The sequence below is a fragment of the Blastococcus saxobsidens DD2 genome, assembly GCF_000284015.1.
In the GTDB taxonomy this organism is placed as follows: domain Bacteria; phylum Actinomycetota; class Actinomycetes; order Mycobacteriales; family Geodermatophilaceae; genus Blastococcus; species Blastococcus saxobsidens_A.
On record NC_016943.1, the window covers coordinates 2737644 to 2760755 of the forward strand.

At 74.8% G+C, this 23112-nt stretch carries 20 protein-coding genes and 1 riboswitch; of the genes, 11 read left to right on the forward strand and 9 right to left on the reverse strand.

What is annotated here, in order from left to right:
- Positions 1 to 53 precede the first annotated feature (53 nt).
- Genes BLASA_RS12955 through BLASA_RS25965 form a run of 3 tightly spaced genes read right to left on the reverse strand, consistent with a single transcriptional unit; the run spans position 54 to position 2142 of the window.
- Entirely contained in the window at positions 54 to 1325 is a 1272-nt protein-coding gene (locus BLASA_RS12955) for a cytochrome P450 (RefSeq protein WP_014376611.1), read from the reverse strand.
- Positions 1322 to 1528 (reverse strand): ferredoxin, encoded by a 207-nt coding sequence (locus BLASA_RS12960; RefSeq protein ID WP_014376612.1) that lies wholly within the window; start codon positions 1526 to 1528, stop codon positions 1322 to 1324. The genes BLASA_RS12955 and BLASA_RS12960 overlap by 4 nt, the downstream gene beginning before the upstream one ends.
- Positions 1525 to 2142: a TetR/AcrR family transcriptional regulator gene (locus BLASA_RS25965; RefSeq protein WP_051004984.1), complete on the reverse strand. Its 618-nt coding sequence runs from the start codon at positions 2140 to 2142 to the stop codon at positions 1525 to 1527. The genes BLASA_RS12960 and BLASA_RS25965 overlap by 4 nt, the downstream gene beginning before the upstream one ends.
- A 61-nt stretch (positions 2143 to 2203) precedes the next feature.
- Here BLASA_RS25965 and BLASA_RS12970 point away from each other — a divergent pair, with 61 nt between their 5' ends.
- From BLASA_RS12970 to BLASA_RS25075, 3 genes are all read left to right on the forward strand, one after another.
- Positions 2204 to 3118, forward strand: coding sequence for an acyl-CoA thioesterase (locus BLASA_RS12970; protein WP_014376614.1), 915 nt, complete (start codon positions 2204 to 2206; stop codon positions 3116 to 3118).
- Between the two features lie 64 nt (positions 3119 to 3182).
- Positions 3183 to 4661, forward strand: a complete 1479-nt coding sequence (locus BLASA_RS12975; protein ID WP_014376615.1) for a protein adenylyltransferase SelO — start codon at positions 3183 to 3185, stop codon at positions 4659 to 4661.
- Between the two features lie 62 nt (positions 4662 to 4723).
- Positions 4724 to 4867, forward strand: a complete 144-nt coding sequence (locus BLASA_RS25075; protein ID WP_166486545.1) for a hypothetical protein — start codon at positions 4724 to 4726, stop codon at positions 4865 to 4867.
- Positions 4868 to 4938: 71 nt separating this feature from the next.
- Here the strand turns inward: BLASA_RS25075 and BLASA_RS12980 are convergent, their stop codons facing one another.
- From BLASA_RS12980 to BLASA_RS12995, 4 genes are all read right to left on the reverse strand, one after another.
- Positions 4939 to 6387, reverse strand: coding sequence for a hypothetical protein (locus BLASA_RS12980; protein WP_014376617.1), 1449 nt, complete (start codon positions 6385 to 6387; stop codon positions 4939 to 4941).
- Between the two features lie 155 nt (positions 6388 to 6542).
- Positions 6543 to 8486, reverse strand: a complete 1944-nt coding sequence (locus tag BLASA_RS12985) for a serine/threonine-protein kinase (RefSeq protein ID WP_014376618.1) — start codon at positions 8484 to 8486, stop codon at positions 6543 to 6545.
- Positions 8487 to 8622: 136 nt separating this feature from the next.
- Positions 8623 to 9537: a hypothetical protein gene (locus BLASA_RS12990; protein ID WP_051004986.1), complete on the reverse strand. Its 915-nt coding sequence runs from the start codon at positions 9535 to 9537 to the stop codon at positions 8623 to 8625.
- 284 nt (positions 9538 to 9821) lie between these two features.
- Positions 9822 to 9971: riboswitch (cyclic di-AMP (ydaO/yuaA leader) on the reverse strand.
- Positions 9972 to 10124: 153 nt separating this feature from the next.
- A complete protein-coding gene (locus BLASA_RS12995; RefSeq protein WP_014376620.1) occupies positions 10125 to 11786 on the reverse strand; it encodes a bifunctional 3'-5' exonuclease/DNA polymerase in 1662 nt (553 codons plus the stop codon).
- Positions 11787 to 11974: 188 nt separating this feature from the next.
- Between BLASA_RS12995 and BLASA_RS13000 the strand changes: the two genes are divergently transcribed.
- On the forward strand, positions 11975 to 13450 hold the full coding sequence (locus BLASA_RS13000; protein ID WP_014376621.1) for an HNH endonuclease signature motif containing protein: 1476 nt from the start codon (positions 11975 to 11977) through the stop codon (positions 13448 to 13450).
- A gap of 300 nt (positions 13451 to 13750) precedes the next feature.
- On the opposite strand, the gene BLASA_RS24590 is transcribed toward BLASA_RS13000, so the two are convergent.
- Positions 13751 to 14356, reverse strand: coding sequence for a DNA-directed RNA polymerase subunit alpha C-terminal domain-containing protein (locus BLASA_RS24590; protein WP_014376622.1), 606 nt, complete (start codon positions 14354 to 14356; stop codon positions 13751 to 13753).
- 89 nt (positions 14357 to 14445) lie between these two features.
- Here BLASA_RS24590 and BLASA_RS13010 point away from each other — a divergent pair, with 89 nt between their 5' ends.
- The 5 genes from BLASA_RS13010 to BLASA_RS13030 all read left to right on the forward strand — a co-directional run bounded on the left by BLASA_RS13010 (position 14446) and on the right by BLASA_RS13030 (position 18233).
- Positions 14446 to 14646: a hypothetical protein gene (locus BLASA_RS13010; protein WP_014376623.1), complete on the forward strand. Its 201-nt coding sequence runs from the start codon at positions 14446 to 14448 to the stop codon at positions 14644 to 14646.
- On the forward strand, positions 14647 to 14901 hold the full coding sequence (locus tag BLASA_RS13015; protein ID WP_083878001.1) for an OsmC family protein: 255 nt from the start codon (positions 14647 to 14649) through the stop codon (positions 14899 to 14901).
- Between the two features lie 145 nt (positions 14902 to 15046).
- A complete protein-coding gene (locus tag BLASA_RS13020) occupies positions 15047 to 16309 on the forward strand; it encodes a globin domain-containing protein (protein WP_014376625.1) in 1263 nt (420 codons plus the stop codon).
- 29 nt (positions 16310 to 16338) lie between these two features.
- Positions 16339 to 17478, forward strand: coding sequence for a globin domain-containing protein (locus BLASA_RS13025; RefSeq protein ID WP_014376626.1), 1140 nt, complete (start codon positions 16339 to 16341; stop codon positions 17476 to 17478).
- Entirely contained in the window at positions 17475 to 18233 is a 759-nt protein-coding gene (locus tag BLASA_RS13030; protein ID WP_014376627.1) for a DivIVA domain-containing protein, read from the forward strand. The genes BLASA_RS13025 and BLASA_RS13030 overlap by 4 nt, the downstream gene beginning before the upstream one ends.
- 48 nt (positions 18234 to 18281) lie before the next feature.
- Here BLASA_RS13030 and BLASA_RS13035 read toward each other — a convergent pair whose 3' ends face one another.
- On the reverse strand, positions 18282 to 19514 hold the full coding sequence (locus BLASA_RS13035) for a saccharopine dehydrogenase family protein (RefSeq protein WP_041775756.1): 1233 nt from the start codon (positions 19512 to 19514) through the stop codon (positions 18282 to 18284).
- Positions 19515 to 19650: 136 nt separating this feature from the next.
- Between BLASA_RS13035 and BLASA_RS13040 the strand changes: the two genes are divergently transcribed.
- On the forward strand, positions 19651 to 21282 hold the full coding sequence (locus BLASA_RS13040; protein ID WP_014376629.1) for a glycoside hydrolase family 13 protein: 1632 nt from the start codon (positions 19651 to 19653) through the stop codon (positions 21280 to 21282).
- Positions 21283 to 21406: 124 nt separating this feature from the next.
- On the forward strand, positions 21407 to 22984 hold the full coding sequence (locus tag BLASA_RS13045) for a GGDEF domain-containing protein (protein WP_231839461.1): 1578 nt from the start codon (positions 21407 to 21409) through the stop codon (positions 22982 to 22984).
- Positions 22985 to 23112 lie beyond the last annotated feature (128 nt).

The window sequence follows — 23112 nt, forward strand, 5'->3', positions numbered from 1 at the left end:
TGGACACCGCCTGACGACGCCGCCTCCCGGTCAGGAGACGGCGTCGCCGCGCATCAGCCGATGGCCAGCGGCAGCGCACGGGGCCCGCGAATCTGCCCCGCCGACCACACGACTCCCGCGGGGTCGGCCAGCGAGAACTCCGGCACCCGCTCCAGCCACACCTCGAGCGCGACGCGCAGCTCCATCCGCGCCAGGTGCGAGCCGACGCAGCGGTGGATGCCCAGGCCGAAGGCCGCGTGCCGGTTCACCTGCCGGTCGATGACCACCTCGTCGGCGCGGTCGACGTGCTCGGGGTCGCGGTTCGCGGCCGGGAAGGGCAGCAGCACCCAGTCGTCGGCCTTCATGTCCACCCCCTGCCAGTGCATGTCCTCCTTGACCAGCCGGGCCATGGTGACCGGAGCGTAGGCGCGCAGGAACTCCTCCATCGCCGTCGGTACCAGCTCCGGCTCGGCGACCAACCGCTCCCGGTCCGCCGGGTGGCTCGCCAGGTGCCACAGCGAGGCGCCGATGGCGCTCCACGTGGTGTCGATCCCGGCGATGAGCAGCAGGGCCATCGCGCCGGCGACGTGCATCGGCTCGAGCTTGCTGCCGTACAACTCGGCGTCGATCAGGTGCTGGGTCAGGTCGTCACGCGGGGAGGCGACGTGGTCGCGGATCTGCGCCAGCAGGTAGTCGAACAGGGCGGCGCTGCGCTCGATCCGTTCCTCGGGCGGCTGGTTGGCCGACTCCAGGGCGTCCTCCACGAACACCCGGAACTGCGGCCCGTCCTCAGGTGGGAAGCCCAGCATGTCCGCGATGACCCGCATCGGGATGTGCATGGCGTACTCGGCGGCGGCGTCGACCACCGGCCGCCCCTCGAATGCGTCGATCAGCGAATGGCAGAACGCCCGGGTGGACTCCTCCTGCTTCGCCACGGCCGTCCTGGTGAACGCGGGCAGGAGGAGCTTGCGCGCGTCGTGGTGGAACGGCGGGTCCGACGAGATCGGCGGCGCACCCCCGACCGGCGCGAGGGTCACCGGCGGCCGGAAGTTGGTCACGATGATCGCGCGCGAGGAGAACCGGTCGGTGTCGTAGGCGATGGCGGCGACGTCCTCGTAGCGGGTGGGCAGCCAGGCCCCGCCGAAGCGGTCGGTGTGCGCGATCGGGCAGCGCTGCCGCAGGTCGTCCCAGACCCCGATCGCACCGTCGGCGTACTCCGGCTCAAGGTGGGAGAAGTCGGTCGTCCAGTCGGTGACCGGCCCGGTGACGGCCTCGTTGCTGCGGCCCTCCTGCACATCCCGGCGCAGGTCCCGGTAGTCGGCGGCGAACCGGTCGTCGACGGTCATCGCACGGCCTCTTCCAGAACGGCGACGGCCGACTCGGGGCAGTTGGCGGCGGCCAGCCGGGCACCGTCCTCGCGCCCGGGCGGTACCTGCCCGTCGCCGGGCACCGTGCCGTAGCCGTCCTCGTCCTCACCGAACAGGTCGGGGCTGAGGTCGTAGCAGCGGCCGTGCCCCTGGCACAGTCCCGCGTCGATCTGCACTCTCATGCGTCGGTTCCCATCTGTTCTCCGGTGTGGGCGGGGGTGAAGGCGGCGACCAGCCGGACCAGGACGTCCGTCCACTCGTCGTCGTCGACGTCGTGCACGTCGGGGCTGACCAGCGCCGCACCGACGGCGAGGGACAGGCACAGGTGTGCCACCGCCCGGCGCGGCAGGGCCGGGTCGAGCTCGCCGCGGGACTGCGCCTCGCCGACGAGCGCGGCGAGCCAGCCGGCCCGCTCGCGCACGTAGTCGCGCATCGGTCCGGCGACGTCCTCGTCCCTCCGGGCGGCGACCAGCGCCTCGATCACCAGGAAGGCGTCGGCCTCCGGCCGCCCGCGCAGCGACCGGCCGGTCTCCAGCAGCAGGTCGGGGATCGACCGGGCCGGTTCCGCGGCGACCAGGTCCGCGAGCTGCCGGCGGCCGTGGGCCCGCAGCGCGCCGACGAGGAGCTCGGCCTTCGAGGTGAAGTAGGCGTAGAGCGCGCCGTTGCTCACACCGGCCGCGTCGGCGATGTCGGAGACGCGGGTGCCCTCGTAGCCGCGGCCGGCGAAGACGTCGGCGGCCGCCCGCAGCAACCGCGCACGTGTTCCGGCGGCGGTAGCCCCGGCGGTGCGGCCCATGGCCGGAATTGAAGGGTGATTCAATTCACACGTCAAGAGGCTCGGACGGGAGAGGCGCGACATGGACCTGCACCGCGGCGACGACCCGCCGGCACCGCCGCGCCGGCCCGGCGTGGCGCCCGCGGGGCTGACCGGTCTGCTGCGCCTGACACCGGTCGAGGAGGGCGTCTTCCGCGCCGGTCCCCGCAGCACCGTCACGGGGCACGCCTTCGGCGGCGCGGTCGCCGCCCAGGCCCTGCTGGCCGCCGGGCACACGGTGCCGGCCGAGCGGGCGGTGCACTCCATCCACGGTCACTTCCTGCGGCCGGGCGACATCACCGCGCCCACCGACTTCCGCGTCACGCCCGTCCGGGACGGCGGGAGCTACACGCTCCGCTCCGTCGTCGCCGAGCAGCACGGGGCCGCCGTGTTCGCGCTCACCGCGTCGTTCCAGGCGCCCGAGGAGGGATGGCGGCACCAGCTGCCCGAGCTCGACGCGCCGGCCCCCGAGGACCTGCCGCCGCTGGAGGAGGCGGCGGACGCGACCGACGGCCCGGTACGACAGTGGCTCAGCCGGCTCGCCGAGCGGCACGGCTTCGAGTTCCGCTTCGCCGGCGAACTGCCACGCGTCGCCGCGGCGCGAGACGAGCGCGCGCACCCGCGCCAGCGCTTCTGGTTGCGCAGCCGCGAGCCCCTGGCGGACGAGCCGCTGGCACACAGCTGCGCGGTGACCTACGCGTCGGACATGCTGCTGCTCAGCACCGCGCTGGCACCGCACGCGACGGTGGTCGGGGCGCCGGGCGTGGCCGCGGCGAGCCTGGACCACGCCGTCTGGTTCCACGAGCCGGCCCGGGTGGACCAGTGGCTCTTCTACGACCAGGAGAGCAGCTGGGCCGGCGGCGGCCGCACCCTCTGCCGGGGCCGGATCTTCGACCGGTCGGGCCGGCTGGTCGCCACCGTGGTGCAGGAGGGCATGGTCCGCCGGCGCCCCCGCTGAACCCCCGGCGCACGCCGGACCCGCCGCCCGTGGTCGTCGCGGAAATCCACGTACCCTCGAGCCGGTGAGCGTCGCACCGCCGCCGACCGTGTCCCTCTCCGACCGCTTCGCCCGCGAACTCGGCGAGATGGCGCTCCCCTGGCAGGCCGAGGAAGCGCCCGAGCCCCGGCTGCTCGCGCTCAACGAGCCGCTGGCCACCGGGCTCGGCCTCGACCCGGCCGCGCTGCGCACCCCCGAGGGGCTGCGGCTGCTGGTCGGCACCGGGGTCCCCGACGGCGCCACCCCGGTGGCGCAGGCCTACGCCGGTCACCAGTTCGGCGGGTTCGCCCCCCGCCTGGGCGACGGGCGCGCTCTGCTGCTCGGTGAGCTGGTCGACGCCGAGGGCCGGCTCCGGGACCTGCACCTCAAGGGATCCGGCCGGACGCCGTTCGCCCGCGGCGGCGACGGCCTGGCCGCGATCGGGCCGATGCTGCGCGAGTACGTGATCAGCGAGGCGATGCACGCCCTCGGCATCCCCACCACCCGCTCCCTGGCCGTCGTGGCGACCGGGCGCCAGGTGCGCCGGGAGACCTTGCTGCCCGGAGCGGTGCTCGCCCGGGTGGCGAGCAGCCACCTGCGGGTGGGCAGCTTCCAGTACGCGCGGGTCACCGACGACCTGGACCTGCTGCGCCGACTGGCCGACCACGCGATCGCCCGGCACCGGGTCGGGGCGGGTGAGGAAGGAGCTGCCCGCGCGGAGAACCCCTACCTCGCGCTGTTCGAGGCGGTCGTCTCCGCCCAGGCCTCGCTCGTGGCGTCGTGGATGCTCGTCGGCTTCGTCCACGGGGTCATGAACACCGACAACATGACCATCTCCGGCGAGACCATCGACTACGGTCCGTGCGCCTTCCTCGACGCCTTCGACCCGGCCACCGTCTACAGCTCCATCGACACCGGCGGCCGGTACGCCTACGGCAACCAGCCGCTGGTGGCCGAGTGGAACCTCGCCCGGCTGGCCGAGGCGCTCCTCCCCCTGCTCCACGACGACGAGGCGCAGGCCATCCCGGTGGCCGTGGAGGCTCTCCGGGGCTTCCGCCCGCGGTACGAGGCCGCCTGGACGGCCGGCATGCGGGCCAAGCTGGGCCTTACCGCGGCCTCCGACGACGACACGGTGGCGAGCCTCGCCGTCGACCTGCTCGAGCTGCTGCACCGCGACCACGTCGACCTCACGTCGTTCTTCCGCGGACTGGCGTCGGCCGCCCGGGGGGACGCCGAGCCCACCCGGCTGCTCTTCCTCGACCTCGCCGGGATCGACGGCTGGCTGGCGCGCTGGCGTGCCCTGCAGCCGGACCCCGACGGCATGGACCGGGTCAACCCCGTCTACATCCCGCGCAACCACCTGGTCGAGGAGGCCCTCGACGCCGCGACCGGCGGCGACCTGGGCCCGCTGGACCGGCTGCTGGACGCGGTGACCGCCCCCTACGACCAGCGGCCGGGCCTGGAGCGCTACGCCGCGCCCGCACCGCAGGACTTCGGCGTCTACCGCACCTTCTGCGGAACCTGACCACGGACCCGGCCGCGTTCGGCGTCGCCCGGGGCGGGTAGACGACGCCAGTGCCGCGTGAGATGGACCCTCAGGACCCCGACACCCTGTACGCCGAGGGGCCGGTCGCCGCCGAGCCGCCGGACGACGACGTGCCCGACACCTCGCCCCTGCCCGACTCCGGCGGCACCGACCCCGGCCCGGACGACCTCGACCGACTGCTCTGACACCCCCTGCCCGGTTGCGCCACCGGGGCCGTCCGTGGCCATGAACCGATGCGCCTCCGCCCGAGCGGTCGTCAGCGCTCGCGCAGCGGTCGGTCGTGTTCCGCGCCGACGGCCTCGGCGGGCGAGACCTCGCGGGGCCGGGGCAGCCCGACCGCAGAACCCGATCCGGCCACAGGGGCGGCCACGGGACCGGCGTGCCGGGCCTTGAGCAGTACGGAGGCAGCAAACCGCGGCCGGAGCAGTTTCTGTGGCGGATCGGTCAGGTTGGCCACCAGGAGGAACGCCCGGCCCACCGCAGCGTCCACCGCGGAGGCCGCCTGGACCCGGGCCACGTAGGCGTTCATCACCCGGACCCGCAGGAGCCGCGGACCGGAGACCGACGGAATCCGCAGGTCTCCCCCGGCGGCCATGTCCCACGGCACGTCGATGAGCCGGGCGACCCGCCGGAAGAAGCGCCGGGCGGACCGGTCCGCGCCTGCCGCCAGCACCTTCCGGAGCGCCAGCGCTTCCAGCGCCGCCACGGTGATCCCCTGGCCGTACACGGGGTTGAAGCTGCTGAGCGCGTCGCCGGTGACCAGGAGGCCGTCGGGGAACCGGGTCAGCTGTTCGTAACGGCGGCGCGTGCTGCTGGCGAAGTGGTATGTGTGCGGGTCGTCCACCGGTTCGCGGTCGGACACGAGTTCGCAGAGCTCCGAGGCGGGCAAGGTCGCCACGTAGTCCCGGAAACCGGCCAGGTCGGTGGGGGCGGCGTCCCCGCGGTACCCGCCGGCCCCGACGATCCACCGGTCGCCCTCGACGGAGAGCGCGGCACCGAAGCGGGGCCGGGCCACGGTGGCCCCGATGAGACAGGCCCGGTCCCCGCCGAGGTCCCCGGGCCGCCGCGGCAGGACCCACGTCGTGTAGCGCATGCCGACGTCGATCCTCTCCTCCGCCGGCCGCGGGAGGCCTTGGGACTCCAACCACGCCGGGGTGTGCGAACCGCGCCCCGTCGCGTCGACGACGAGATCCGCCGGCAGGACGTCAGTGGTCTGCGGACCCGCCGACCGGTTCCCCCGGCGAATCCGTACGCCTGTCACCCGGCCGTCGGCCAGCACGAACCCGTCCACGTCGGCCGGCGCGACGACGTCCACCCCTGGCAGGGCGAGGACGCGCGCGCGCACCCGGTCCTCCAGCAACGGCCGGGTCAGCCCGATCCCCTGCATCCCGATCGGCTGCTGCCGCAGGAGGTGACCGTCGACGTACCACCGGACGTCCTGCTGCATGTCCCCGACCACCGCCCCGTGCGCGGCGAGTTCCTCCAGCAGCGCCGGGAAGAGCTCATCGAGGACCTGCACACCGCGGGCCAGCACGCCGTGGGGATGGCGGCCCTGCGGAACGCCCCGGCGGGGGACGGGCTCGGCGGGGAGGTCGTCCCGCTCGACGAGCGTGACCCGGTCGAAGGTCTCGCTCAGCACCCGGGCGGCCAGCAGACCGGCCATGCTGGCCCCGGCGACGACCGCCCGCGTCCTCGAATCGGTCATGGCAGGTTCCTTCCGCGTCGCAGTGCCGCGACGAGCCGATCCTGCTCAGGGTCGCCGGGCACGGAAAGGGTCCTAGTGCTCACGACCGGGCGCCGCCGGCGGGCTGTCGCGCGCAGCACGACCACCTGCTGCGGCGCGTCCGCGGTGAGGGCCGGTCAGACCGACGCCGGTGTGGTGGGGTCGGCGTCCGCCGTCGGGGTCGCGCCGGTCCCCGTGCCGGTTTCCGTGCCACCGTCGTCCGGCGGCGTGGTCGGTGTCGGGCTGCCCTCGTCGTCCGGCGGCGTGGTCGGCGTCGGGCTGCCCTCGTCCTCCGGCGGCGTGGTCGGCGTCGGGCTGCCCTCGTCCTCCGGCGGCGTGGTCGGCGTCGGGCTGCCCTCGTCCTCCGGCGGCGTGGTCGGCGTCGGGCTGCCCTCGTCCTCCGGCGGCGTGGTCGGCGTCGGGCTGCCCTCGTCCTCCGGCGGCGTGGTCGGCGTCGGGCTGCCCTCGTCCTCCGGCGGCGTGGTCGGCGTCGGGCTGCCCTCGTCCTCCGGCGGGGTCGTGGGTGTCCCGGTGCCCGGATCCGCGTCGTCGGTCGGGGTGGTCGGCGTGGCGGTGTCCGTACCGTCGTCCGTCGCGGTCTCGTCCTCCGGCGTGGCCGGGGCGTCGCTGCCCGCGCCCGTCGTCTGCTCCGCCGGGGGTGCGGACGGGGAGTCGACCGGTGGCTCGACGGTCGCCGGCCCCGCATCGCCCTCCGGCGCCCTGGGCGCGACAGGTTCGACGACCGGCTCCGGAGTGCCGACCGGGGAGGGCACGGCGGGCGGCGGGGCGACCATGTCGGCCGGCGCCACCGCGACGCGGAGCAGGACCTCGTCACCGCGCTCCAGCACCGTGCCGGTCAGCTCCAGCCCGACCACGGTGCCCGGGGCGCTGCCGGAGGTGATCTCCTCCTCCTGGCGCACGGTGAGGCCGAGGGCGGTCAGGTCGGCGACGACGTCCTCGACCGGGCGCCCGACGTAGTCGTCGACGGCCAGTTCGATGCCGCTCGCCGTCGGCACGGAGGTCACCTCCGCGGACCTGGCGACGTCGGTGGGCGGTGAGTCGCCGAGGGCGACGTACGCGCCCAGCCCGAGACCGAGCAGCGCCAGCAACGGCAGCAGGACCAGCAGGGCGCCGCGCCGCCGGGGCTGCTGCTCGACCGGCGGGCTCACCACCGGCCGGGCGCGGTGCTGCGGCCGGGCCGCGACGGCCACCGGCCGGGTCAGCGAGGCCGTGACCGACGGCCGGGCGAGGGTGTCCTCGAGGGCGGTCAGGAACGCCTCGCCGTCGGGCAGCCGCTCCTCGGGGTCCTTCACCAGGGCCGCGTCGATGAGCGCGCGGACGTCCTGCGGGAGCTCGGCCGGCAGCGGCTCGGGACGCTCCTGCACCTGCTTCAGCGCGACGGTCACCGGGTTGTCGCCCTCGAACGCCGTGTGACCGGTCAGCGACTCGTACCCGACCATGCCCAGGGCGTAGACGTCGCTGGCCGGGCCGACCTGCTCGCCCATGGCCTGCTCCGGCGACATGTACTGCGCCGTGCCGATCACCTGGCCGGTACGGGTGAGGGGCACGCTCCCCGCCGACCACGAGATGCCGAAGTCGGTGAGCTTCACCGTGCCGTCGTGCCGGACCAGGATGTTGGCCGGCTTGACGTCGCGGTGGACGACGCCCGCCCGGTGCGCTTCGGCCAGGCCGGCGGCCGCCTGCCGGAGCACCGACAGCGTGGTTCCCGTGTCGAGCGAGCCCTCGGCGTTCAGCCGTGCGGACAGCGGCGCGCCGTCGACCAGTTCCATGACCAGGTAGGCCAGCTTCTCACCGGTGCCCGCAGCCGTCGTCTCCCCGTAGTCCAGGACGGCGGCGATGTTCGGGTGGCTCAGGGCGGCGGCATGCCGCGCCTCGGAGCGAAAGCGGGCGATGAAGACGGGGTCGCCGGCGGTCTCGCCGCGCAGCAGCTTGACCGCCACCAGCCGGTCCAGGAGCGCGTCGCGCGCCCGCCAGACCTCTCCCATGCCGCCGACGGCGATCAGTTCCTGGAGCTCGTAGCGGTCGTTCAGAAACCGGTGGCCCGTCTCGACGGTGCTCACTCCCGGTTCCTCCGTGCTCCCCGGCGCGGGGTCGTCCCCGCCCGTCGTCCGGTCGCTGTCCAGGACGAAGAGTGCCCGCCCGGCGCCGCGCCGAACCCTCGACGTGCTGCCGGGGCGATCCCCCGGCCGGCCGCGTTCAGCCGCGGTAGTTCACGTGCACGTGGTCGTAGTGGTTGGCGGTCGCGCTGCCTCGGTTCTCCATCGCCTGCCAGGAGCCGCCCGGGGAGGAGAGCATCCGCTGCTGCCAGATCAGGTAGTCCACGCCCAGCTCGGCCCAGTGCGCCCGGTGGTAGGCGACGATCGCGTCCCCGAGAGCGGCGTCGGACATGACCATGTAGTCCAGCGCCAGCCCGGAGGGGTGCCCGCCCGGGTCGGCCGCGCTGGCCCGGGTGCCGCCGAGGGTGATGCTCCCGGCGCCCGGCACATTGCTGACCACCGCGTCGGCGGCGCGCTGGACCTGCGGTCGGACGCTTCCGGCGTTGTTGGTGATGCGGGCGACCGCGGTGGCCGCGACCGAGGCGGCCGCCGTGACCGCCTCCTCCGCCTGCTGCCGGGGGGTGGGCGCGGCCGCCTGGGCCTCGGCAGCGGCCCGCTCCTCGGCAGCCCGAACCTCGGCCTCCGCGGCCGCCTGGGCCTCGGCAGCGGCGGCCGCCTGGGCCTCGGCAGCGGCACGGGCGGCCGCCTCGGCCTCCGCCTTCTGCTGGTCGAGCACGGCCTGGTCGGCGGCGGCCTGCGCCTGCTGCGCGGCGACCTGCTCCGCCTCCCGCGTGCTGCGGCTGGCCGCGAGGTCCTGCAGCGGCTCGAGGTCCTCGGTGACGTCGATGGGCGCGGACTGGGCGCTGAGCCCCAGTTCCTGGGCGACGCTGACCGACTGCGGCGTCCCGGGCTCGGCCTGCGCGGCGGGGTCCACGCCGACGAGCACGTTGACCATGACGGCACCGGCGGCGGCCATGCCCAGGTACAGCGCGGGGCGGCGGACGGTTGCCGGCGGACGGCGGTGGCCACGGGGGGCCGGGCGACGACGGCCGGTGGTGGTGGTGCGGGGATCCATGGGTACGGGGTGCTCCGGAGCGGGTGCGCGGCCGGCCCTCGGGGGGCGGCTGCGGCGGGGATGCGGGCAGCGAGAGGGGGGTCTCACCAGGCGGCGGGAGACCTGCTGGCGGCCACCAGGCAACGGCGTTCAGCCGGTCGAGCGAAGAGGGCTCGGGGTGGTGGGCCGGCAGGCGCGGGTCGCCGGGCGAGGTGCGGTCAGATCCGCGGACGCGCCCGGAGGCGGCGGCGTCGGGTCGAGCAGGGTCGTGCAGCAGGGCAAGGGCGCGCCATCCGGCGGCTCTCCGTTCTTCCGTCTGCCGCCTACCGGGTTAGCTGACGGATTCGGGCGGGAAGTGGCCCTACCCGCGCCGCGACGTGCGCGGCGCGCGATTCACCCCAGTGCTGCGGTGGGTCCCCGGCTCGCCCTGGCGGGCGACTCGGCGGCGCCCGTTCGGACTCCCCGGGTGGGGAGGTGCGACCGACCGGACGCCAGCCACCGTAGCCGCCGTTATGCAGTCGTGACAATTGCGCGCAACGATTCTCCGGGCGTGATGCGTGTCGCGCGGCCGGACCCGGGGCTCCGGAGGTGTAGGCGCCGACGTCGGTTCAGCCCGCGTCGGCCCACGACCGGACGACGGCGACGTCCAGCGGGAAGTCGACGGGGAAGGTGCCGAAGAGCAGCCGGCCCGCGGTCCCCGCCGCCGCCCGGACCTCCTCGACCACCGCCCCGGCGAGGTCCGCGGGGGCGTGCACCACCACCTCGTCGTGGAGGAAGAAGGCCAGGTGCGGCCGCTGGTGCAGCGGTCCCGTGCCCCCGAGCCGCCAGAGCCGGTTCCGCAGGTCGGCCAGCCAGCACAGGGCCCACTCGGCGCCGGTGCCCTGGACGACGAAGTTGCGGGTGAACCGGCCCCACGCACGGCGGGCGCGGTCCCGCTCGTCCCGCGGACCGGCGGACTCGGCCGGCTCGCCGAGCTCGGCCTCGCGCTGCGCCCACGCACCGGTGGGCAGCGGGGAGCCCCGGCCGAGCAGCGTGTGCACCACCTCCCCGCGCTCACCGGCCCGTGCCGCCTCCTCCACCAGGCCGATCGCCCGGGGGTAGCGGCGGGCCAGCCGGGGCATCATCCGGCCGCTCTCACCGCGGGTGCCCCCGTACATCGCCCCGAGGATGCCGACCTTGGCCTCCGCCCGGCCGGGCACCACACCGGCGTCCACCATCCCCTGGTAGAGGTCCTTGGCGCGCGCCGCCTCGGCCATCGCCGTGTCCGCGCTCATGCCGGCGAGCACCCGGGGCTCCAGCTGGGCGACGTCGGCCACCACGAGGCACCACCCCTCGTCCGCGACCGCCGCCGGGCGGATCTGGGTGGGTACCGACAGCGCCCCTCCCCCGTTGGACGCCCATCGCCCGGTGACCACCCCGCCGGGCAGGAAGGTGGCGCGGAACCGGCCTTGCCGCACCCAGCTGTCCAGCCAGCTCCAGCCGTTGGCGGTGAGCAGCCGGCTGAGCTTCTTGTACTCCAGGAGCGGTGGGATGCCTGGGTGGTCGACCTGCTCGAGCGTCCACGACCGGGTATCCCCGACGGGCAGGCCCGCGTGCTGCAGGGTCCGGAGGAGCTCGGCCGGCGAATCGGGGTTCAGGCCCGGGGCGGCGAACGCCTCCCGGATCTGCCGGAGCAGCCACTCGAGCCCGGCCGGCCGTCCGCCGGCGACGGGGCGGGGCCCGAGGAGCTCGGTGAGCAGCTGCTCGTGGACGTCGGCCCGCCACGGCATCCCGGTGTGCGTCATCTCCGCGGCCACCAGCGCACCGGAGGACTCGGCGGCGAGCAACAGCTCCAGCCCCTGCCGCCGCGGCGAGGCGGCGAGCGCCGCCTGCTGCCGCGCGTGCTCCGCGACCGGGTCCAGCCGGTCGGCGGGGTCGGTCGGCGGGAAGAGCGCGGGTTCGGCCACCGGCACCGGCTGCAGCTCGTCCCATGCGGCGGTCTCGTCGGCCGCCAGGAGCGCCTGGTCGGCGAAGGGTGACCGCCGCAGGATCGCGTGCGCGAGCCGGAGGTCCGTGCAGCGCTCGATCCGCACCCCGGCGGCCAGGAGCGCCGGGTACCAGCGGGTCGTGTCGTCCCACACCCAGCGGACGGGTACGGCGGCCTCTCGGTCCCCGACGAAGGCGGGCAGCTCCTCGGCCGCGAACCGTGCCACGCCGGCGGGAGCGCCGCCGTCGGCCAGGTCGTGCGCCTCCACGACGGCCTCCCGCCGGCGGAGCACGACCCGGTTCACGACCGCAGTCTCGCCGACGGGTACGACCGGCCGGCCGGCCGCACCGTCCCGGACGAGCGAGTCCGCCGTCCCGAGTTGTGTCGGTGCACCGGTAGAACGACGGAGGTGTCAGGACGGAGGTGTGGACAGCGGACCCGGCATCCCTGCTGTCCGCCGACATTGTCGTACCCCGCCGTTAGCGTGTCAGTGTGCCCCGGATCTCCGGTTCCTCGACCTTCGAGGGTGTGCTGATCGACTGGTCGATCGACCAGCCGGTCAGCCCCGCGCGGCTGCCGGTGGAACTGCTGTCCCGAAATCAGGTGGCCGCGGAGCTGCAGCGGCGGCAGCGCCGGCAGGCGATGGAGGCCGCCTACGAGGCGGAGCTGATCCTGCGGCTGGCCGAGCTGACCTCCGACGAGCACGACCCGCCCGCCGGCACCCCGGGGGCGCGCAACCCCGGCTGGGGAGCCGGGGACGATCCGGTCGGAGTCAGCGAGTTCTTCGCCGGCGAGCTGGCGATGGTGCTCAACCGCGGCCGCGGCACCGCCAACCACCTGCACTGCCGCGCGCAGGCGTGGCGGGACAACCTGCCCGCCACCTTTCGCGCGCTCGCTGACGGGGAGCTGGATCTCGCGCGGGCGGCGGCTCTGGCCGACGTGCTCGGAAACACCCGCTCCGAGCTGGCGGTTGCGATCGAGGCCCTGCTGCTGCCCGAGGCGGTCGACCTGTCGGTGGCCGGGCTGAAGAGGCGGGCGCTGGAGTTGCTGCTCGAACTCGACGCCGCCGCCGCCGAGGAGCGCCGCGAGCAGGCCAAGCGCTCCGCCGACGTCTTCCTGCAGCCCGGCGCCGACGGCATGGCCACCCTCGGCGCGGAACTGTCCGCCGACGAGGCGGCCGAGGCCTACGCGCTGATCGACCAGTTGGCGAGGATGCTCAAGGCCGACGGCGACCAGCGGCCGATCGCCCAGCTCCGCACCGAGCTGTTCTCCCTGCTGCTGCGCCGCCCCGGCGGGCACGACCAGCCCGCCGTCACCGCGCACCTGACCATCACCGCCACCCTGGACTCCCTCGCCGGCGTTTCCACGACAGCGGGATCGATGAACGGGCTGGCGATCACCGCCGCGCACGCCCGCGAGCTGCTCACCCGGATCGCCGCCCTTGGCCTGCAGGCCCCGCCCGGTGGCAACCTCACCTTCGCGATCACCGACCCCGACGGCCGGCTGCTGGCCACCACCAGCGTCGCCGAACTACTGCGGGTGGCGAAGAAGGGCTGCGCCGAGCACCCGGGCGGGAACTGCGGCTGCCCGGTGCTCGGCCCGGCACCGGACACCGATGCCTACCAGCGCACCGACCGGCAGGAGGCCTTCGTCAAGACGAGGGACCGCACCTGTCGCATGCCCAACTGCGGGCAGCGGGTCGGCTGGACCGACCTGGACCACGTCATCCCGCACGCCTGCGGCGGTGCGACGGCCTGCTTGAACCTCTGCTGCCTGTGCCGCTCCCACCACCGGCTGAAGACCTTCGCCCCCGGCTGGCGGTTCGCCATGGAGCCCGACGGAACCCTGTACGTCACCACCCCCACCGGCATCACCCGCACCACCCGGCCACCCGGCCTGCGCACACCCCCACCCGAACCACCACCCGAGCCGCCGACCCAACCGGACCACGACCCACCACCGTTCTAGCTCCGCCGGAGCATCTCGCTCCGCGAAAGCCCGGAAGGCATGCGGCCCGCCGGGTGGTCGACGAGTCGACAAGTGCCCACGGGTAGCCGCGGAATCTCGCGTCGCCGCGCCGCGAGACCGGAGCCTTGCTGCGCCGCTGCGCCGCTGCGCCGCTGCGCCGCTACGGCGCACGCCCCTGCTCCGCCGACGCCCTTCCTCACCCAGCGACGACCCGATCAGCAGCGGCCGCACGTCCCGACCCGGCGACTCATCGGCGGCGGCAGGATCCTGGGCCAGCGCTTCAGAACCTGGACGAGAGCTTCATCCGCCGAGCACCCGGCGCAGGCAGCCCACCGACCACCGGGTCACCGAGAGCGGTGCGACGGCCAGGGCCCGAGCGACGTGCACTCCCAGCCGGAGCAGGTCGGCGTAGTCGGGCGGGCGGACCGGCGGCACGGTCGGCGGCGGGGTTCCAGCTGCGGGCGGCACGGGCGGCGGGGCCTCGACCATGGATGGCACGGTCGGCGGGTTCCCAGCCGCGGTCGGCGGGGTCTCAGCCGCGGACGGCGGGGGCGGCGCGTCCGGCAGCAGGAGGTCGACCGCCGAGCGACGCCGCGGGCCGCGCAGCGAGGCGAAGGACGGGATCGTCGGCGCAGCCGGCGACTCCTCGTCGTCGGGGACGAGGTCGGCCGCCCCGCCGGGCGCAGCACCACGCGGCAGGACCGCCGGGGGTTCGGGGACGACGGCACGGATGGCTGCGATCATGCCTGCCCCGAGGCCGGGCACCGCGGCCAGTTCGCGCCGGGTGAGCTCAGCGAGCGCGGCGGTGTCGGTGATCCCGGCGCGGGCCAGCGCCGTCACCGCCCGCCCGGGCAGGCCCAGATCGCGGATGGTCCGCGCGGGGAACTCCGGGAACCTGGTCGGCATGTCGGGCAACCCTAGTGCGGCCGCCCGGGAGGTGCGGAACCGCTCCTGCTGGAAGAGTGCCGGGTAGGCCCGATCAACAGGAGGTCCCGGTGGCAGAGATCGCGTACGTCTCGAAGGTCCGCGTCGAGCGCATGGGAGGCCCGCTGCGCGCGGCCTACCTGCCCGGCGAGGAGGAGCCCACCGTCTACGGGATGCACGGTGCCATCGCCGAGCACTACGGGATGGATCCCGGCACGGCACCCAGCCACGCGAGCACGATCGACCACCTGGTCGGTGCGGCTCTCGGTTAGCTGACCGGGACGTTCGCCGGGGCCCTGGCGGCCCGGCGGATCGACCCCACCGGTCTGGTGGGGCACGCGCGCGGCGAGGTGGAGCTCGAGGGAAAGGTGCTCGTGCTCAAGCGCATCGGAGTCACCTACACCGGCCTGACCGTCGGCGAGTCGGACGCGGAGAAGGTGCAGCGGGTGCTGGCCGTCCACGCCGACGGCTGTCCGGTCGCCCGGAGCCTCCGGGGGGCCATCGACATCACGACGCGGCTCGGCTGAGCGCCCGCGCCGGCCGCGGCCTTCGATCGACCGGCGACACGCCCGGCGGAATACCGGAGGACTCGAACGCGGGCGACCGGGTAGCGGATGCCTAGCGGAACGTGACCGCGCCAGCGGGGGGCTAGTCGACTGGCAAGGAGGACACGTGCTCTCTGATCGATCCCGTCCCGTCGTCGAGGCGACGTTGCCCGTGGTGGCCGAGAACATCGAGGAGATCGCCACCCGGTTCTACGCGCATCTGTTCGGGGAGCACCCCGGGCTCTTCGACGGTGTGTTCAACCGCGGGAACCAGGCGGAGAAGACCCAGCAGCTGGCGCTGGCCGGCTCGGTCGCCGTCTTCGCCTCCTCGCTGCTCAAGGTCCCCGAGCAGCTGCCCGAGCACCTGCTCTCGCGCATCGCGCACAAGCACGCCTCGCTGGGCATCACACCGGCCCAGTACGACGTCGTCCACGAGCACCTGTTCTGGGCGATCGCCGACGTGCTGGGCGACGCCGTGACGCCGGAGGTGGCCGCGGCCTGGGACGAGGTCTACTGGCTGATGGCCTACGCGCTGATCAACCAGGAGCGCGGCCTCTACAGCGCCCGCGGGGTGCGTCCGGAGACGGTCTGGCGGGAGTGGGAAGTCGCCGAGAAGGTCCAGGAGACCACCGATGTCGTCACGTTCCGGATGCGCAAGGTCGACGACCGCCTGGTGAAGACGTCGCTGCCGGGCCAGTACGTGACCGTCCAGGTCCCGATGCCCGACGGCGTCCGCCAGCCCCGCCAGTACAGCCTGACCCGGGCCGACGACGGAGAGCACCGCCAGTTCTCCGTCAAGCGGGTGCACGGCAGCGACAAGCCCGACGGCGAGGTCTCCAACCATCTCTGCGAGCGGGTGCAGGTCGGTGACCGGCTGACCATGTCGGTACCGTTCGGCGACGTCGTCCTGGACGACTCGGGGCGCCCGGTGGTCTTCGCCAGCGCCGGCATCGGCATCACCCCGATGGCCGGCATGCTCTCCCACCTCGCCGCCGCCGGGTCCCGGCTGCCGGTCACGCTGTTGCACGCCGACACCGACGAGTCCTCCTTCGCGCTGCGTGCGCAGGTGCTCCAGGACCTGCGCGCGCTGTCCGGCGGCACGGCGCACGTCTGGTACGAGCGCGGGGCGGAGAGCAGCCTCCCCGTCGAGGTGCACGCCGGCGTCATGAACCCGGACGACGTCGACCTGCCCGAGGGGGCGATGCACTACCTGTGCGGCCCGCTGCCGTTCATGCAGGCCGTGCGCAGCGCGCTGGTCGACCGTGGCGTCCCCGCCCGCGACATCCAGTACGAGGTGTTCGGCCCCGACCTCTGGCAGGCCGACCTCGCCACCGAGGAGAGCCCCGGCGCCTCCGAACGCAGCGGCCGGCACGCGGCCGCGGGCGTCTGACCCGGACACCTCCACCCGAGGAGATCCACATGGACATCCCGGCGATGCGGGCGAACTTCGCCAAGGCCGCGGCCACCGGCGACGAGGCACCGCTGTACTTCTACTCGCACCTGTTCCTGAGCCACCCCGAGACCCGGCAGATGTTCCCCGTCTCGATGGCGCACCAGCGGGACCGCTTCTTCGCCGCGCTGGGCGACGTCGTGACCCGGGTGGACGACCTGGACGCGCTGGTGCCGATCCTGCGCCAGCTGGGCCGCGACCACCTCAAGTTCGGGGTGCTGCCGGCGCACTACCCGGCGGCCGGCGGCAGCCTGCTGGCCACCCTCGAGCACTTCGACCCGGAGTGGACGCCGGAGCTGGCCAAGAGCTGGGCCGAGGCCTACGACGTCGTCGCCACCGTGATGATCCAGGGGGCGGAGGAGGCCGCAGGGCAGCCGGCGTGGTGGGACGCCGACGTGGTGGGGCACGAGCGCCGCACCCTCGACGTCGCCGTCCTCCGGATCCGGCCGCGGGTCCGCTACGACTACCTCCCCGGGCAGTCGCTGTCCCTGGAGACCGAGCTGCGGCCCCGGCTGTGGCGGTACTACTCCCCCGCCAACGCACCCCGGCCCGACGGGCTGATCGAGCTGCACGTGAAGGCACGCGACGGCGGCCCGGTCAGCTCGGCGCTGGTGCGCAGCGTCGGGGTCGGCGACGTCCTCCGCCTGGGACCGCCGATGGGCGATTTGACCGTGGGCGAGGACTCCGACCGGGACCTGCTGCTGGTCGCCGGCGGCATGGGGCTGGCGCCGCTGAAGGCGATGGTCGACCAGGTCGCCCGGCAGGGACCGCTGCGGCGGGTCGACCTGTTCGCCGGCTTCCGCACCGAGGACCAGATCTACGATCGGGCCGACCTGGAGCAGCTGGCCCGGGAGCACCCGTGGCTCAGCGTCACCTTCGCCGTCTCCGACGGCGCCGCCTCGTCCCTGGTGCACGGCGAGGTCGGCGACGTGGTGCGACGCGCGGGTCCGTGGTCGAGCCGGGAGGTGCGCGTCGCCGGGCCAGAACCCATGGTGACCGCCACCGTCGCAGGGCTCCGGGAGGACGGCGTCCCGGAGCGCCGCATGTCCAGCGAGGTCTTCGCCCCGAGCCGACCGGGGCCCAGTGTTGACGGAGAGGTGACCGAATGACCAGCGCACCGAGCGGGCCCGGGAACGCGGACCGGGGGCTCACCCCGGCCGACCTGCACAACGTGCGGTTCACCCGCGCCTCGATGCTGCACCCGGGCTACGTCGAGACGGAGGTCGACCGGGTGATGCACCGGGTCGCCGAGGAGCTCGCGCGGCACGTCGCCGAGAAGGCCCAGCTCCGGGAGCAGGTACGCACCCTGCAGGCCCAGCTGAACGGTGCGCCCGCGCACGAGCCGCCCAGCGAGCAGGCTGTGCGCATCCTGGCCAGCGCCCAGCAGACGGCCGACAACTACGTGGCCGAGGCGGAGAAGTTCAGCCGGCAGGTGACCGGCGAGGCGCGGACCGAGTACGAGGAGGCGGTGCGGCTCGCCCGGGAGAACGCCGGGGCGATCATCCAGGCCGCCCAGGAGGCGGCCGCCCGGCTGACCGGCCCGGCGCCCGACGGCCCCGACCAGGGCGGCGGGCGCACCGTGGCCGAGCTCGAGGAGCAGGTGGCCTATCTCAAGGCATTCGGCCAGGCGTGCCGCGTCCAGCTGCGGTCCTACCTGGAGGCGCTGCTGAGCGACGTCGAGAACGAGTGGGGCCACGCCGACCCGGCCGCTCTCCCGGTGCCGGCCCGCCCACCGGCCCAGCGCCCCACCGAGGACGCCGACCCCGACCGGTCGACGACGTTCGAGGCCAACACCGCCGCGGAGAGCCAGGGCGGCGACGCCGTCAACGGGGTGCCGGCGGCGACCGGGACCCGCCCGTCCTAGCCCGGTGGACGGCCGGACCGGCTGCCGAGCCGGTCCGGCCGCCGCGGCTCAACGCGCCGTGACCTCGTAGGTGTGACCGGCGGCGCGCAGCCGCTCGACGAGCACCTCGCCCAGCGCGGTCGCCGGGGTCAGCGAGCCCGCGCGGTCGGGCAGCCGGTCGCCGTCGAGGACCAGCGCGAGGGCGGCCTCGCCGAGCATGACCGCGGTCGTCGCGTACCCGGGGTCGCCCGTGCCGCCGGCGGTGGCGCGGTAGCGACGGCCCTCCTCGGTCTCGGCGTCGACGACCATCCGGAACCAGCCCTTCTCCCGGGCCTCCTCGCCGGGGCCGGTACCGGGCGCCGGGAGGACCCGGTCGAGCAGCGCGCGGGTCGGCGCCAGACTCATGGCGGACACGGCGGCGACCAGCCCGCCGGCGACCCCGGCCGCGGTCACGGCACCCAGCGGCCCGCGGCCGGTGCCCATGACCTCGCCGTAGCGCAGCCCCCGCCCGTAGGCCCAGCCCTGCAGCGCGTTGCTCCGCCGCACGATGCGGGTGTTGAACGGCGCCATCACGAAGGGCGCCGTCCACCGCCCGTCCGGCGTCCGCACCGGTAGGCCGGCATCCCGTGGCTGAGGGGTGTCCGGCTCTGCCGCCCGGTCCGGGCTCAGGACGAAGGGGTCGCCCAGCGCCCGGCGCAGCGTCGGGTCCCCCTGCAGCGCCTCCATCTGGGCGCGCATCGAGTCGATGGTGCCGCCGCTGAAGCCGCCGCGGGCCGTCGCCACCAGCTGGACGTCCCGCAGCCCCCCGGCCCCGTCCTCGCGGGCGCGCCGCGCGAGCAGCATCGTGCTCAGGTCGGAGGGGATGGAGTCGTAGCCGCAGGCGTGCACGATGCGGGCGCCGGTCTCCCTGGCCACGGCGTCGCACCGGTCGATCGCGTCGCGGACGAAGAGCACCTCACCGGTGAGGTCGGCGTAGTGCGTCCCGGCCCGCGCGCAGGCCTCGACCACCGGCAGCCCGTACCGGGCGTACGGGCCGACCGTCGTGGCCAGCACCCGGGTGCTCTCGGCGAGCGCGCGCAGCGAGTCCGGGTCGGTGGAGTCGGCCTCGAGGAGCCCCCAGTTCCGCCCGGCCGCCGGCAGGGCGGCCCGGACCTCCTCCAGGCGGCCCCGCGACCGCCCCGCCAGGGCGACCCGCATCCCCTCCGGGGCGTGCTCGGCCAGGTAGCCGGCGAGCAGCCGCCCGACGAAGCCGGTGGCTCCGTAGACGACCAGGTCGTGCATGCGTGCGTCCTCTGCTGCCATGCCGCCATCCTGGTCTGCCCCGGACGGGCCGGCAGGGGCCGGGGTTCACCTCACGGAGTGATAACGACGGGTCACACCGGCCACTCGACGCCCCAGGCGGCGCAAGCCGGGGGCGGCTCCTGCCGATGGTGGTCGCATGGCAGTGCGGCTCGCAACGGTGCGGACCGCGACCGAGAAGCAGGTCGCGGCCCAGTCGGCGTCCCCCTGGTGGCGGACGGCGGTGGTCTACCAGGTCTACCTGCGCTCGTTCGCCGACAGCAACGGGGACGGGATCGGCGACCTCGCCGGGCTCCGCTCCCGGCTGCCGTACCTGTCGTGGCTGGGCGTGGACGCGGTGTGGATCAACCCGCACTACCCCTCGGGCGGTGCCGACGGCGGCTACGACATCGTCGACTACCGGGCGGTCGACCCCGAGTACGGCGACGTCGCCGACCTCGAGGCACTGGTCGCCGACGCCCGGAACCTGGGGCTGCGGGTCGTGCTCGACGTCGTCCCCAACCACACCTCCGACCGGCACCCGTGGTTCCAGGCCGCGCTGGCCGACCCCGACTGCCCGGAGGCTTCGCGCTACCACTTCGCGCCACCGTCGGAGAACCCGCCGAACAACTGGCAGTCCCTCTTCGGCGGGCCGGCCTGGTCGCGCACGCCCGACGGCCGCTGGTACCTGCACCTGTTCGCCCCCGAGCAGCCCGACCTCAACTGGCGCGACCCTGCCGTGGCCGCCGACTTCGAGCGCACCCTGCGGTTCTGGCTCGATCGGGGCGTCAGCGGTTTCCGCGTCGACGTCGCCTACGGCCTGTTCAAGGACGCCGGCCTGCGCGACAACCCGGGCGCCTACTCCCCCACCCTGTTCGGGCACGGCCCCGAGCAGGCGATGACCTGGAACCAGCCCGAGGTCCACGACGTCTGGCGCCGCTGGCGGTCCGTCTGCGACGAGTACCCCGACACGATGCTCGTCGGCGAGGTCTGCCTGGCCGATCCGCGGGAGGTCGCCCTCTACTCGCGGCCGGACGAGATGCACCAGTCGTTCTGCTTCCGGCTGCTGAAGTCGCCGTGGTCGCTCGCGTCCTTCGCCGACGGCGTGCGCTCGGCGCTCGACGCGTTCGGCACGGTCGGCGCGCCGGTGTCCTGGGTCCTGGGCAACCACGACAAGGACCGGCAGGTGACCCGGTTCGGCGGCGGCGCGGTCGGCACCGCCCGCGCCCGGGCCGCGGCGCTGCTGGTCCTGTCGCTTCCGGGCTCGGCCTATCTGTACGCCGGCGACGAGCTGGGCCTGCCCCAGGCGGTCGTCCCCGACGAGGCGAAGCTCGACCCGATCTTCTTCCGCAGCGGCGGCGCCCGCTCCGGGCGCGACGGCTGCCGGGTGCCGATGCCGTGGAACGGCGACCCCGGCGTCGGTTTCTCACCGGCCGGGTCGGCCGAGCCCTGGCTGCCGATCCCCGAGGACTGGGACCGGTACGCGATCTCCGCGCAGTCCCGGGACGGCGGCTCGATGCTGACCCTCTACCGCCGTGCGCTGGCCCTGCGGGAGGCCCACCCGGCGCTCGGCTCGGGCGACGCGACGGTGAGCACCCGCGGCGACGTCCTCACCGTCCGGTGCACCGGCCCGGACGGCGGCGTCATCCGCTGCGTGGTGAACATGGGCCCCGACACGGCGCTGGTCCGCTCCCGCGGCACGGTCCTGCTCGCCTCGAGCACGTCGGTGCGCCGGTCACCCGCCAGCGTGGCGCTGCCGCCGGACACCGCCGTGTGGCTCGCGGACGTGTGAACAGCTGCGCCGTGTCACCCGTACGGTCGAGGTCAGGTGCTGGGCCGCTCAAGTTCCGGCGCTGGACGCCCGATGGGGTCTGGTGACCAGCGTGGCGGAGCGAACCGGTGGAGGTGGCTTCGCCGTGCCCGCACCGGTGGCCACGATCGCGATGCCCGTGGCGCTGTGGGTGGAGATCGCCGAGCTGGAGGACCGCTCCCGGTTCGATGACGACGGCCTGGAGCAGCGGGCCGAGCGGGTCCTGGCCGCGGTCCGCGAGGTCGGGCGGACCGAGCTGGAACGGCGCGCCCGGCTGATCCAGGCCGACCTGGTGCGGCGCCGCGGCAACGTCGCCGAGGCGGGCCGGGCGGCCGAGGAGATCCACCGCTGGGCCGCCGACCACGGCTCCCGCTGCCTCCTGGCGCGCAGCCACTTCGTCCTGACCGCAGTCTTCCAGGAGCTGGGCGACCTGTCCCTGGCTCTCGAACACGCCGTCCGCGCCGTCGAACTGCTCGACGAGGACGTCCGGCCGCAGGCGCGGATCGACCACCACGCCCGGCTGGCCGACTGCCTCGGGCTCAACGGCGACCTGGCCGCCCGCGACCGCTACGACCACGTGCTGCAGCTCGCCGAGGAGATCGGCGACGTCGACCGGCAGCTGCTGGTGCTCAACAACCGCGCCTACTGCGAGAGCCTCTCCGGCCGCTTCGAGGAAGCGCTGGTCTGGAGCACGAAGCTGCAGGACCTGGCGGCGCGGCACGGCGTCCCCCTCCGGGTCGGCCGGCTGGACACCGTCGGCCGGGCCCTTCTCGAGCTGGACCGGCTCGAGGACGCCGAGGCCGCCATGCTGCCCGGCCTGCACCCGGAGGTCCTGGACGCGTCCCTGGACGGCGACGCGGGCGCCGACTTCCTGCTGACCCTCGCCGAGATCCGCCGTCGCCGCGGGCACCTCCAGCAGGCCCAGGAGAGCCTCGACGAGTGCGTGCGCCGCTGCGAGCGGTACGGGCTGACGGCCATCCGCGTGCGCGCCCGCCGCGAGGAGGCCGAGCTCCATGCGGCCGACGGCCGCTTCCGGGCGGCGTACGAGCAGCACAAGCTGTACTGCGCCGAGCTCATGGACCTGCAGTCCACCGAGCGTGACGCGCGGGCCCGGGCGCTGCAGGCCATGTACGAGACCGCGGAGGCCCGACAGCAGAGCCGCCGGTACCGGGAGCTCTCGCTGCGCGACCCGCTGACCGGGCTCTACAACCGCCGCTACGTCGACGAGGAGCTGCCGCGTCTCCTGACCGGCCGCCCGGGCACGATCGCCGTCGCACTGCTGGACCTCGACCACTTCAAGCGGATCAACGACACGTGCTCCCACGAGTCCGGTGACCAGGTGCTGCGCACCGTCGCCGATCTCCTGCAGCGGACCGGCGCGCTCGAAGACCCTGGTCGTGACCCGAGCTCGTTCGTGGCCCGGCTGGGCGGCGAGGAATTCCTGCTCGTGCTCGCCGGTGTCGACGCTGCCACGGCGGAGATCCACGCGGAGGACGTCCGCCGGGCGATCGCCGCGCACCCGTGGGCGGAGGTCACCGCCGGCCTGCCGGTGACGGTCAGCATCGGCCTCGCGAGCTCCGAGGGGCTCACCGACCCGTCCCCCGCGGACCTGCTCGGCCGCGCGGACGCGCGCCTCTACGCGGCCAAGCGCCAGGGGCGGAATCGCGTGGTCACCGCCGCCTGAGCAGGCGACGGTGCGGCTCGGCACTCGCGGAGCCGGATCGCCGGCGCCGCGCCGCCGTAGGCCAGGGAGCTGAGGCGGCGGTGCGGGCGCACCTGGCCGACCGCCTGGTCCGGGCCGATCCGCCGGGT